Below are 13178 nucleotides of genomic sequence, written 5' to 3'. Positions count from 1 at the left end.
AAGCAGGCTGTTAATTCAGCCTGCTTCTTCTATTTGTCAACATTATTCAGCGTGTTGGTCTCTGAATCTGATTTTTTTATGACAGAAATGCGGCCGTCTGTTTCTAGTACAACGGCTTCCACTTGTTCCATAGAATTGATGCCGCTGGAACGCGCAGCCTGGAGAATTTCAACCTCCAACACACGCTCTTTAACGATATTTTCTTTTAAATAATTGCCTTGATAATAAATCAGCTTCGGATCTGACTTAATTAGCTTCTTGAACAGGTCTGAACGGATGGAGAGCCATGCCACCGAGTACTGAAGGGCAATTAAGATGAAGAAGGCAGAGATTCCTTCAGCGAGGGCTACATTTTTATTCAACAAAATAGTTGCCAAAGTTGAACCAAGAGCCACGGTTACAATCAAGTCGAAAGCATTCATCTTGGATAACGTTCTTTTTCCCGATATCCGCAGTATAAATACGAGTGCGGCATAAGCAAGTATTCCGACAATCAAGGTTCGCCAAACCGCATCCCATGAATTAAAGAACATTTCATCACCTCATATATGTTTTTTCCTAAATAAGCCGGGGCAAACATATATGAAAGGGGGAATACTATCCAATAGATATCAATGATGTGTTAACTATTAGCTGTCATATTGCACATTCGCCCATTTTTAGGTAGGATGTTAGTGGCAGTGAAAGGAGAGAGAATTTTGGGTAATCCGATAAATGATAAAAATACGCAGGTGGTATTTTTGAAGCAGCGTTTGGATATGTTTGCTGAGTTGCTTGAAGCAATTGATCCAGTGGAAGCGGATCTGGAGGATATCGACCGCATGATCCAGATCGTTGAAGAAATGGACGCGAAATGCCGCGAGTTTAAGCATCGCGATTAGTAAGAGACCTTTTATGTGGTCTCTTATTTTATTTCATAAACTTTTCCGGTGTTCGGCTCCAGCGCCTAGCCAGTTTTCATACCGAGTGTCCTCTTCGAGTATTTTGTGAGAAGCGTTAGCTTTGAGCAGCTAGAGAGCTTGTCTAGCTGCGGCTTCTAATTGGGAGGCGCGGCGTTGTAGACGGGCAACGCTTGTCAGGGCTAACCAAGGCGCTTCCGCTTTTCGTATTTGTAAACGATTTCAATTTCTATCTTTAAATACATAGATGATAGGAGTATAATGATATCGGAGAAATTGTTATAAAATTTTCACATATAAAGAGACAGCAAACAAGGGGAGAGGGGAAGTCAGATGAATATTGAAAAGTTTCAGGAAAGCATGTACCAGCTGATTGTTGAAACATCCACGAACCTGCCTAGGGATGTGCGCAGGGCGATCAAGTCGGCAGCGGAGCGTGAAAACGCGGGTACCCGTTCGGCGATGAGCCTTGATACGATAACGAATAATATTAAAATGGCTGATGACAAGGTATCGCCTATATGCCAGGATACTGGGCTGCCAACCTTCAAGATCAAAACTCCGGTTGGTGCAAACCAGCTTGAAATGAAAAAAGCGATTTACAACGCGATTGCACAGGCAACGAAGGACGGGAAGCTTCGTCCGAACTCCGTTGATTCACTGACGGGGGATAACACTGGTGACAACCTTGGCGGAGGCACTCCTGTCATCAAGTTTGAGCAATGGGAAAAGGACTATATTGATGCTCGTCTGATTTTAAAAGGCGGCGGCTGTGAAAATAAAAATATTCAATACAGCCTTCCTGCAGAATTGGAAGGACTAGGACGTGCTGGACGCGATCTAGATGGCATCCGCAAATGTATCTTGCATTCGGTTTATCAGGCACAGGGACAAGGCTGCAGCGCCGGCTTCATCGGCGTTGGTATCGGCGGCGACCGTTCTTCCGGGTATGACCTTGCGAAAGAGCAGCTGTTCCGTACGGTAGACGATGTGAACACGCATCCTGACCTTCGCGATCTTGAAGAATATGTAATGGAAAATGCGAACAAGCTTGGAATAGGTACGATGGGCTTTGGCGGCGAAACGACACTTCTGGGCTGCAAAATCGGTGTCATGAACCGAATTCCTGCAAGCTTCTACGTTTCCGTGGCCTATAACTGCTGGGCATACCGACGTCTTGGTGTTGCAGTAAATCCTGAAACAGGGGATATCCAGGAATGGATGTATCAGGAGGGTGAGAAGATCGATTTTGCCCAGCCTGCTGCCCAGGAAGTTGCGGCAGCTGTTGAAGCACCGGCAGAAGAGAATGTTGTCACACTGACCGCTCCGATTACAGAGGAGCAAATCCGCGGGCTAAAGGTGGGAGATGTCGTGAAAATCAACGGCATGATGTACACCGGACGTGACGCGATCCATAAGTATCTGTCAGACCATGATTCGCCAGTGGATCTGAATGGCCAGATCATCTACCATTGCGGCCCGGTTATGCTGAAGGATGAAGAAGGTAACTGGCATGTGAAGGCAGCAGGCCCGACAACAAGCATTCGTGAGGAGCCTTATCAGGGCGATATCATGAAAAAGTTCGGCATCCGCGCGGTCATCGGCAAAGGCGGAATGGGCGCGAAGACGCTTGCTGCCTTGAAGGAGCATGGCGGTATTTACCTGAATGCCATCGGTGGAGCTGCCCAGTATTATGCTGACTGCATTAAGTCAGTGGAGGGTGTTGACCTGATGAACTTTGGTATTCCTGAAGCAATGTGGCACCTGAACGTGGAAGGCTTTACTGCTGTTGTCACAATGGACTCACACGGGAACAGCCTGCACGAGGATGTTGAGAAATCTTCCCTTGAAAAATTGGCACAGTTCGCAGATCGAGTTTACAAATAATACTAACAAAAGGAGACTCGCTTTTTGAGAGTCTCCTTTTACATGCCTATCTGTGCTTATGACTCCTTAAGACGCTTGTAAGAGCTGGGCAATCCCTCCGCTTTTCTATTTCTTCTGTTTTGCGAGCTGGTCGCGGTCCACATTTCCCGGAGGCCTTTCCAGCCATTCATTTTCAATTTGGATATTCCCGCCATCTTCAGCAAAGTTGGCTGTTTCCATCAGGAATCTTGTGTAGGTCGCCCCGAGATCATGTCGCGGGCTTACTGCCATTGAATCTCCGAAGTTACGTACCTTTGCGGAGGACAGGTTTGAAATATGGAATAGCATCAGCTTATCTGAGTAAGGAGCCTGAGTCGATTCTGTAATCATAAACTGGCTTGGAATTGTTACAGGCAAGTCCTCTTTGTACATGATCTGGGAAAGTGTATTGTGCTGCTTGATATTGATTTTTTTTCCTCGTAAAAAATAATTCCTTACTTCTTCATTCTTAGCCACCTGGCTGAATCCCATTACAAGGATTGTTTTAACCGCATTGACCTGGATGTTCAGGAATAAATGGGTTATTTCCAAAGCTGAAAGAGGTCTTTTATCACCAAAATAACCATTAAAAAAGCTTTGTTTTTCAACAAAAGACGTCTCATTCGTTATCGGGATGTATGGCGGCCTGACATGCAATCCCTTCTTCAGCATCATTTCAGTTACCTTATTTGAAAGATTAAGGGTAGAAATATGGATATTCGTGATTGAATGGCGCAGGTCCATCTTCGAGAAACCAGGCAAAGCGACGCTGTAATAGAGCGCCCCATATTTGACCATCATATCTAGATAGTTCAGGTAAAAACTATCTGAAAACAGCCTTGGAGCCTGTTCGTTCACGTCGGCCCCTGAAAATCCATTTGGTATTGCCATTCCTTCGTTTGAAAATAGTTCCTCCAATTCCGAGAGAATCTTCTTGCTCAATTGATCCGCTGATATCAGGCAATCCTTAATCTCCTCGTCTTCCACATTCAATAGAAAATGCCTGAACATGCAGGCAGCCATTGAGTTAGCCATGTATATATTCCAAAGATTGCCCACTTCTCCAGATGTCCAATTAATTTTTTGTTCTTCTGACATAACTTTCTCCTTAGGGTTTTGTATGTTTTTACTATTCGCCATTTAATTCGAGTTATACTTATAAGAATTTTTTTGACAAGCTGGCGAACACTAAGGAAAAACATCAATGGAGGAACATCATGAAAAAGATAGTTAAAGTTTTGCTTGCTTCAGCGATGCTGCTGTTGATTACCTTGCCAGCGACAACAGGTGCGGAGGAAAACTCCAACTCACCATTGCACTGGGGTTTCAAGAAGGGCCGCAACGGAAGGCAGGCGGATGCCGGCAGGATGTTTGAGGTCATCCTTGAAGACCACGGAGCAGTCTACAAAGGAGACAAGAATTCAAAGGATATTTATTTAACCTTCGATAACGGTTATGAAAATGGCTATACTGAGCAAATCCTTGATATTTTAAGGGAGGAGAAGGTGCCAGCTGCTTTTTTCGTGACTGGCCATTATCTCGAGAGTGCTCCAGAGCTGGTTGCCCGAATGGCCAATGAAGGCCATATCATCGGCAATCATTCATGGCACCATCCTGATATGACGAAAATCAGCGATGAGAAAATCAAAAAGGAACTGGAAATGGTCAGGGCTGAAACGGAAAGGATCACTGGAAACAAGCATATGGCGTATCTGCGTCCGCCGCGCGGGATTTTCAGCGAAAAGACGATGGCAGTTGCGAAGGAAGCCGGCTATACCCATGTATTCTGGTCGCTCGCCTTCGTTGACTGGAATACCGACCAGCAAAAAGGCGCTCAATACTCTTATGATAAAATTATGACGCAGATCCACCCGGGCGCAGTCCTGCTGCTGCACACCGTATCAAAGGACAATGCCGACGCCCTTGGAAAAGTAATCAGGGATTTAAAAGAACAAGGCTACAAATTTAAAAGCCTGGATGATCTGATGCTAAGCAAAGGCGGAATGAAGGATCCGATGTTGTACTAGAAATTGTTTGTCCCGGCATCTTTTCTGGTGTCGGGATTATTGGAATTGGAAAAAAGGGCTCATTTTTTCCAGTTCGCCAATAAAATCGAATTTTTGCCAATAAAATAAAATTATCGCCAATAAAGTTGTGAACTTCGCCAATAAAATGAGATTATCGCCAATAAAATTGTGAACTCCGCCAATAAAACATGAAAGGGCAAATTATCCCCCTGGTCTTCAACTCGATTTTGTGAAATAAGCGCCGGATTCTATACTGTTTTCGTAAAAATCCTCTGAAAATGCTATAATACGGGGAAAATATTAAAGGGCGGTTTGTATATGTGGGAAGAAAAGGTGTCATTTTCAGGACCCTATGATTTTGATTTAGCTTTAAGCAGGCTGGCGCTCGATCCTTTGCATTCTGTTGATATCGAAAAGCGGCATGTTAAGATTCCGCTTTCTTTTAACAATAAAAAAATCGTTGCAGAAGTCATCGGAACTGGGACTCTGGAAAAGCCCGAATTCCTGATCCGTGCGGACAACGAAAAAGAAAGTACGCTCGATCGACTGTCCGAAATTTTTCAGTGGGATGTGAAATTGATTCAGATCCATGAGCATTTTCAGACGACGGAATTAAAGGACTTGTTCATTGAACATTATGGCACTCCGCTCGTCCTTGAGTTTGATCCGTTTTCAAGTTTGGTCAAGAGCATTATCCATCAACAGGTCAACCTTAAATTCGCTTTTACTTTAACAGAACGGTTTGTGAAATCTTTCGGCGAGGAACTGGATGGTGTCTGGTATTATCCTAACCCGGAAAAAGTAGCACAGCTGACAGTTGAACAGCTGCGGGAGTTACAGTTCAGCGGGCGGAAGGCTGAATATGTGATCGGAATCGCAGAGATGACAGCATCTGGCCAGCTTGATTTTGAAAAAATGAAGACAATGCCTGATGCGGAAGTCACCAGAGAATTGATAAAGATTCGCGGTGTCGGTCCATGGACGGTTGAAAACTTTTTAATGTTCGCGCTCGGGCGGCCGAATTTGTTTCCGATGGGGGACATCGGCATCCAAAATGCGCTGAAAAAATATTTCAGTTTGGAGGAAAAACCGACTCCTGCCGAAATGGAAAAGTTTAAAGAACCCTGGAACCCTTATTTAAGCTATGCTTCGCTCTATTTATGGAGAAGCATTGAATAATTGGAGTGAAGTTTTATGAAAAAAGAGCAGCAAATAAAAGTAGATCAGCATACCAGAAAAGATCAGCACAACACCAATGGGGTGCAAAGCAAAGCCCAGCACAAGAAAAGTCCAGATAGCAAAGTCCAGCAAAAAAAAGGTGTACAAAGTAAAGGCCAATATAAGAAAATGGGCCAGCAAACGAACAAAGACCAGCAGACAGCGAAGCTGGAGCTGAAACAAACCTTTCCGCTGACGATCAAGCGTCTTGGCATCAATGGAGAAGGCGTAGGCTATTTCAAGCGCCAGGTTGTGTTCGTGCCAGGTGCTCTGCCGGGTGAGGAGATTGTTGCGGAGGCGACAAAGGTCCACCCTAAGTTTGCTGAGGCGAAAATCAAGAAAATCCGCAAACAATCAGAGCATCGGATCAAGCCGCTATGTCCGGTTTATGATCAGTGCGGAGGCTGCCAGCTCCAGCATTTGCGCTATGACCAGCAGCTTAATGAAAAGCGCGATATTGTCATCCAGGCTTTGGAGCGCCACACAAAGCTGAAAATCGATGACCTGGATATCCGGCCAACGATTGGTATGGAGAATCCCTGGGGTTACCGGAACAAGAGCCAATTCCAGGTAGGTGAAAAGGATGGAAAAGTGCTTGCCGGCCTGTATGGCCTGAACTCCCATAATCTGATCAATATCGAGCAATGCGCGGTACAGCATCCGGCAACGACTAAAGCTACAGAGGTTGTAAAAGGCATTCTTCAGGATTTGAAGATTCCGATTTACAATGAGAAAAAGCACAAAGGGCTCGTGCGCACAATTGTTGCGAGAACGGGAGTCCAGACCGGGGAGCTCCAAATTGTCCTGATCACGACCAAAAAAGAGCTGCCGAAGAAGGATATCGTTATCCAGGAAATCAAGAAGCGCCTTCCTGAGGTGAATTCTATTGTCCAAAACGTCAACGGAGAAAAAACTTCTGTCATTTTTGGAAGCGAAACCGCAACGTTAGAAGGCAGCGATTTTATCCAGGAGACACTGGGAGACCTGCAGTTCGAATTGTCGGCTCGTACATTCTTCCAGCTGAATCCAGAACAGACCGTCAAACTCTATAATGAAGCGAAGGCAGCCGCGAAGCTGACAGGCAAGGAAAAGCTTGTGGATGCTTATTGCGGAGTCGGAACGATTGGGTTGTGGATGGCCGGTCAGGCAGGCGAGGTCCGTGGAATGGATGTCATTCCAGACTCTGTCGAGGATGCCAAAAAGAATGCCGAGAAGCACGAAGTCAAGCATGCAAGATTCTATATGGGGAAAGCGGAAGAACTGCTGTCGAAATGGCTGAAGGAAGGATGGCGTCCGGATGTGATTGTCGTCGATCCTCCGCGGACAGGCTGCGACGAGCAATTCCTCCAGACCGTCCTGAAAATCAAGCCAAAAACCTTTGTGTATGTATCCTGCAATCCTTCAACACTTGCAAAGGATATCACGACACTCGGCTCAAAATATAAAGTTGAATACATTCAGCCAGTCGACATGTTCCCGCACACTTCTCAGATTGAGAGCGTCACGAGACTGGTGTTGAAATAATGAAAGCGCCGGCCCAAATCAGGGCCGGCGCTTTATCGTATATTTGATAATCCTCTATTTATGAAGTTATAGATGATATCTGCCATCTCTCTCGGTGTTTTATCCATCCCGTTCTCCACCCAGTTTTTAATCACATAAATACTTCCGCTGACAACAAAGATATTAATGTATTCAAATGTTTCGCGGTCAAGCTGGCTGTCGGAAATCCAGTTTTTGAAGATGAATTCCTGGGTGATCATCATTCCTTTTTTCTGGAAGTGAATATCGCTATTTTCGCTCAGAAGTGTCTGGCATACATCGCTATTCTTGGCAATATATTTAAGGATCTTCTCGGTCATCTTTAGAGCTTCTTCTTCTTTGGAAAAATTATATTGGTTAAGCGTTGATACCATGTCTTCAATAAATTCCTCTTCAATTGCATTAAGCAGGTCATATTGACTGGAATAATGAGAATAGAAGGTGGAGCGGTTGATGTCTGCCAGCTCACAGATTTCCTTAATGGTGATGTTGGAAATTGGCTTGTTTTTTAATAAGTCCATCAGGCTTTCCTTTAAAACCATCCTTGTATATCTCTTACGTCTGTCCATTTCCTTAAACCCTTCCTTTATTTTCAAAACATAGAGTTAACCAACAGATATTGACTTTATGTTGTTTATTGCACGTTATATGCCCAACTGTTTGTTGAATAGACAACACGGTGTTTATATAATGATAAAGTGAAATGGCAAAAGACTCAAGTGAGGTTGAAGAATGATAAGCATTGCAGAAAAAATCATTAAACATAAGAAAGCTGTTGTGATCGCGTTTGTTGTATTTGCGTTAATTTCGACAGTGGCGCAATTTTTTGTTTCGGTCAATTATAATATGGTCGATTATTTGCCTGAAGATGCCCAGTCAACAAGGGCAATGGAAATCATGGAAAAGGAGTTCACTGCTGAGGTACCAGATACAAGGGTGATGGTAAGGGATATATCCTTGCAGGAAGCGCTCAGTCTTAAAGAGAGATTGTCAGCCATTGATGGTGTTGGCGACGTCATTTGGCTTGATGATGTGGTGGATTTGAAGAAACCCCTCGAAATGGCAGACAAAGAGACAGTCGAAAACTACTACAAAGATGGTAATGCGCTGTTCTCGATCAGTGTCCGCTCTGGTGATGAGGTTGCGATCACCGATGCGATATATAACTTGATTGGTGAAGACGGAGCGATTGCGGGCGAAGCCATCAATACGGCATCATCACAAAAAATGGCTGGAACAGAATCGATGTATGCTGCTGTTTTGCTCGTTCCGATCATAATTTTCATTCTTGTCGTCTCGACTACGTCGTGGATCGAGCCTTTATTCTTCCTGCTGGCAATCGGAGTCTCGGTCCTGATCAACCTGGGCACGAACATTTTTATCGGCGAGGTTTCCTTCGTTACCCAGTCGGTCGCTCCCATCCTGCAGCTGGCCGTTTCACTCGATTATGCCGTATTCCTGCTTCACAGTTTTTCTGATTATCGAAAGCAGACTAATAATCCTGAAGAAGCCATGCGTCTGGCGATGAAAAAGTCATTCCCTGCGATCACCGCCAGTGCGGCGACAACATTTTTTGGATTCATCGCGCTGACATTCATGAAATTTGAAATTGGCTCAGATCTTGGAATCAATCTGGTTAAAGGAATTGTACTGAGCTTTATCAGCGTCATGGTGTTTTTACCTGCGCTCACTTTACTGTTCTATAAATGGATGGACAAAACGCAGCACAGAAGCTTTGTTCCAAGCTTTACTGGAATCGGTAATATTGTGGTCAAACTTAAGATGCCAAGCCTGCTGCTTGTTTTTGCGATTCTCATACCAAGCTTTTTGGCGCAAAGCAATACGGCATTTACGTATGGGCTTGGCGAACAGCCGGAAACAACACGTGCCGGCAGTGATTTTATCGAGATAAAAGAAGCGTTTGGAGAAACGACTCCGATTGTCCTTTTGGTTCCTAAAGGAGATACAGCAAAGGAAGCGGAGCTAGTCCAGGATCTGGAGGATCTCGATTACGTAACGAGCGTGATTGCCTATGTGAATATGGTAGGCTCGGTCATTCCGCCTGAATACCTGGATGACTCAATCACAAACGAATTCTATTCGGAAAATTACAGCCGGATCATCATCAATACGAATCAGGGGACAGAAGGGGATATTCCTTTTTCAATTGTCCAGAAGGTAGAAGCGGCTGCTGAAGGATATTATGGTGATCAGGCAATGAGCCTGGGAGAGAGTGTGACACTGTATGATATCAAGAATGTCGTCAACAAGGATAATATCGTCGTGAACGTGTTGACAGTCGTAACGATTGCCATTGTCCTGCTGGCAACCTTTAAGTCGATTTCGATTCCACTCGCATTGCTGATCACAATCCAGTCTGCCGTCTGGATCAATCTGTCGATTCCGTATTTTACAAGTTCATCGCTGGTGTTTGTCGGATATTTGATTATTAGTACGGTACAGCTGGCGGCAACGGTGGACTATGCAATTTTGCTGACGGAAGCATACCAGCATTACCGTCAGGAAATGTCCGCGAAAAAAGCAATCGTGAAAACATTGGATGAAAAAACGTTCTCCATCTCCATATCTGCAGCTATTTTATCGAGTGTCGGATTTATTTTATGGATGACGTCTTCCAACCCGATTGTTGGATCCATCGGCCTATTATTAGGAAGGGGCGCATTGCTTGCGTTCGTGATGGTCGTATTCTTCTTGCCGGCTATGCTGCTGGTGTTCGATAAATTCATTAAAAAGACGACCTATAAAGCAAACTTTTACGAGGAGAAATGATGATGAGAACAAACAAATTACTTCCTGCTGCCCTCGCATCGATGATTATCTTGCCTTCATTTCTTAGTTATGGAGCGGCGGCAGAAACTGAAGGGAAAATCACCGCCAAGGACGAAGTCGTATACGCAACATTAAAATCCAATGGAGACCTTGATGATATTTATGTCGTCAATACTTTGGAGGTAGCGAAGGCTGGAGAAATTCTCGATTATGGGAACTACAGCAGTGTCAAAAACCTGACTGACCTTTTCGAACTTGCTCACAATGGGCAGGCCGTCCAGATTGATGCCCCTGAAGGAAAGTTTTATTATCAGGGCAATATGGAAGACAACACTGAGCTGCCATGGGATATTGAGATTTCCTATTTACTCGATGGGCGGGAGGTTGAAGCATCCGAACTTGCTGGAAAAGAAGGCAGTTTAGAAATAAAGATCAATACTGCTGCCAATGAAAACGCAGACGGTATTTACTTTGAGAATTACTTATTGCAAGTTTCCCTGCAACTCTCAAATAATTATCAAAATATAGAAGCAGATGGCGGCATGGTTGCAAATGCCGGAAAGAACAAGCAAATTACTTTCACAGTATTGCCTGGACAGGAGGAAGAGTTCATTGTCGAAGCAGATGTGGAGGATTTTGAATTCACCGGTGTCGATATTGCAGCTGTTCCGTCGACCCTGCCGATTGATACTTCTGAAATGGAGAGTATGACCGATGATATGTCGGCATTATCGGATGCAATCAGGGAATTGAATGATGGAGTTGCCGACCTCAAGAGTGGTGTTTCGCAATTGAACAATGGCGCAGCAAGCCTGCGTGATGGTTCGGCAAAATATAAAAACGGCATGACTGAGCTGAATGGTTCATCCTCACAAATCGTCGGTGCATCCAGTTCGATTGGCGATGCATTGAAACAAATGAGCATCTCTCTTTCCGGGGATTCTGCCCAGATGGATGTGTCGAGTTTGAGTGAACTGCCTGCGGTCCTGACTAAATTAGCCAGCGGGATGAACCAGGCAGCAGGTGGGCTGACAACTTTGCGCGAAAATTACGCTTTGGCGTACGGTGCACTTGATGGTGCAATTAAAGAAATTCCGGCCCATCAGATTTCAGATGAAGAGATAAAAGCATTATACAGCAGCGGCGCGGATGCGAATGTTGTCAACAAACTAGTTGAGTCCTATGCAGCTGCCCAGAAAGTCAAAGGTACTTATTCACAAGTACAGGAAGCCTTTGCAGCCGTTGATCCTACACTCATGCAGGTAAGCGGATCGGTAACGGAGATGAGCGCAGGACTAACAGCGATTGCCGGTGAACTGTCTGTTTCTCTTAAGGATATGGATATGAGCGGTCTGGAACAGCTTCAGAAAGGGCTCGCGGAATTGTCCTCTCAATACGGAGAATTCCACTCCGGTCTTGTTGGTTATACAGGAGGAGTGAGCAAGCTGGCAGCTTCCTATAACCAGCTGCATTCAGGAGTTGCCGGTCTGGCAGATGGCACAGGTGAATTGAATAAAGGAGTCGGCGAACTCCACAACGGAACAAGCGAATTGCATAAGGAAACGAAAGACCTGCCTGAGCAAATACAGCAGGAAATCAATGAAATGATCAAGGAGTATGACAAATCAGACTTCGAGCCAGTTTCTTTTGTGTCCCCGAAGAACGAGAACATCACTTCCGTACAATTCGTCATCAAAACAGAAGCGATTGAAAAAGAAGAACAAGAAGAGAAACAAGCAAAGCCTGAGAAAAAGAAAGGGTTTTGGGATCTTTTAATGGATTTATTTTAATGACGCTCTTTTCGTAAACTTTGTTGCTCTCAACCAAAAGTAAAAACCGGCACCTGCGTTTTTACGAGTTTTAGGGCCATCCATATTCAGAAGTCTTCTCGAAAGAGCTTTGTAGCGGTTACTAAAACCTAGACGAATAGCAATAATCAATGAGCAAACAGCCTTTAATGTTTCAAGGACAGTTCAGGAGGTATGGCATAAGCGTTTGCATCCGGGCTGTCCTTTTTTATTGCCGACCTTTGGATAAACATGGTTTTAAGAAGCGCAAAAGGGTAAAATTCAATTGTGAAGGTAAAATAACTATGTTAGCGTAAAAAGAAAAGAGCTGCATGAATTGAGGAGGAATCACAATGATCAGCGATAAGTTGGTTAATGGTTTGGTCGAACAAATGAATTATGAGTTTTATTCTGCCCATGCGTACATGGCAATGGCTTCGTATTGTTCAGCGGAAAACCTGGATGGTTTTGCGAATTTCTTTTTGGTACAAGCTGAAGAAGAACGTTTCCATGCGATGAAATTTTACAATTTCATCAATGATATGGGTGAGCGCGTGAAATTCGATGGCTTCAATGCCCCATCAAACGAGTTCGAATCTGTTCTTGATGTTTTTAAGAAAGGCATGGCACATGAGAAGGAAGTCACGCGCCGAATTTACAATCTCGCGGATATCGCCCTTGATGAGCGCGAACACGCGACGATGACATTCCTGAAATGGTTCATTGAAGAACAGGTTGAAGAAGAAGCCCTGTTCGACAGCCTGATTCAGAAGCTGCGCCGGATCGACCAGGACAGCAACGCATTCTTCATGCTAGAAAACGAACTCGCACAGCGTTCATTCACTGCACCAGAGTGAAAATAAAGTAGTAAAGCAGGATTTCCAGGGTCGGAATCCTGTTTTTTTTGTGTATATTGTTGAAAAAGAGTCCTTTTTAGCAAGGATGTTTGAAAATTCGCTTGTTTTGGCCTGATGATGAATGCATTTCAACAATTCTTGCTTAGTTATTAC

Annotated in this window: 11 protein-coding genes; 8 read left to right on the top strand and 3 right to left on the bottom strand. The window is 44.4% G+C overall.

Annotated features, from left to right (window positions below):
- Positions 1-29 precede the first annotated feature (29 nt).
- Positions 30-533 (bottom strand): DUF421 domain-containing protein, encoded by a 504-nt coding sequence (locus tag J7E37_RS06985; protein ID WP_214780413.1) that lies wholly within the window; start codon positions 531-533, stop codon positions 30-32.
- A gap of 165 nt (positions 534-698) precedes the next feature.
- Here J7E37_RS06985 and J7E37_RS06980 point away from each other — a divergent pair, with 165 nt between their 5' ends.
- Positions 699-881, top strand: coding sequence for an SE1561 family protein (locus J7E37_RS06980; RefSeq protein ID WP_215023218.1), 183 nt, complete (start codon positions 699-701; stop codon positions 879-881).
- Positions 882-1232: 351 nt separating this feature from the next.
- A complete protein-coding gene (locus tag J7E37_RS06975) occupies positions 1233-2786 on the top strand; it encodes a fumarate hydratase (protein WP_251009525.1) in 1554 nt (517 codons plus the stop codon).
- Positions 2787-2891: 105 nt separating this feature from the next.
- Here the strand turns inward: J7E37_RS06975 and J7E37_RS06970 are convergent, their stop codons facing one another.
- Positions 2892-3902: a DUF3231 family protein gene (locus J7E37_RS06970; protein WP_215023216.1), complete on the bottom strand. Its 1011-nt coding sequence runs from the start codon at positions 3900-3902 to the stop codon at positions 2892-2894.
- A gap of 119 nt (positions 3903-4021) precedes the next feature.
- On the opposite strand from J7E37_RS06970, the gene pdaA reads away from it, so the two are divergent.
- The 3 genes from pdaA (at position 4022) to rlmD (ending at position 7573) form a co-directional block, all read left to right on the top strand.
- Positions 4022-4831: a delta-lactam-biosynthetic de-N-acetylase gene (gene pdaA / locus J7E37_RS06965; RefSeq protein WP_215023214.1), complete on the top strand. Its 810-nt coding sequence runs from the start codon at positions 4022-4024 to the stop codon at positions 4829-4831.
- A 318-nt stretch (positions 4832-5149) separates the two neighbouring features.
- On the top strand, positions 5150-6010 hold the full coding sequence (locus J7E37_RS06960; RefSeq protein ID WP_214780421.1) for a DNA-3-methyladenine glycosylase family protein: 861 nt from the start codon (positions 5150-5152) through the stop codon (positions 6008-6010).
- Between the two features lie 168 nt (positions 6011-6178).
- A complete protein-coding gene (gene rlmD / locus J7E37_RS06955; protein ID WP_215023379.1) occupies positions 6179-7573 on the top strand; it encodes a 23S rRNA (uracil(1939)-C(5))-methyltransferase RlmD in 1395 nt (464 codons plus the stop codon).
- 32 nt (positions 7574-7605) lie between these two features.
- On the opposite strand, the gene J7E37_RS06950 is transcribed toward rlmD, so the two are convergent.
- Positions 7606-8160 (bottom strand): TetR/AcrR family transcriptional regulator, encoded by a 555-nt coding sequence (locus J7E37_RS06950; protein ID WP_215023212.1) that lies wholly within the window; start codon positions 8158-8160, stop codon positions 7606-7608.
- A gap of 163 nt (positions 8161-8323) precedes the next feature.
- Between J7E37_RS06950 and J7E37_RS06945 the strand changes: the two genes are divergently transcribed.
- The 3 genes from J7E37_RS06945 (at position 8324) to J7E37_RS06935 (ending at position 13025) form a co-directional block, all read left to right on the top strand.
- A complete protein-coding gene (locus J7E37_RS06945) occupies positions 8324-10381 on the top strand; it encodes an efflux RND transporter permease subunit (RefSeq protein WP_215023210.1) in 2058 nt (685 codons plus the stop codon).
- 2 nt (positions 10382-10383) lie between these two features.
- Positions 10384-12171, top strand: a complete 1788-nt coding sequence (locus J7E37_RS06940) for a YhgE/Pip domain-containing protein (protein WP_353049990.1) — start codon at positions 10384-10386, stop codon at positions 12169-12171.
- 350 nt (positions 12172-12521) lie between these two features.
- Positions 12522-13025, top strand: coding sequence for a ferritin (locus J7E37_RS06935; protein WP_215023205.1), 504 nt, complete (start codon positions 12522-12524; stop codon positions 13023-13025).
- Positions 13026-13178: the final 153 nt, after the last annotated feature.

The organism is Bacillus sp. ISL-39 (genome assembly GCF_018613295.1).
GTDB lineage: Bacteria > Bacillota > Bacilli > Bacillales > Cytobacillaceae > Mesobacillus.
This window is presented reverse-complemented; position numbering and strand designations above follow the sequence as displayed.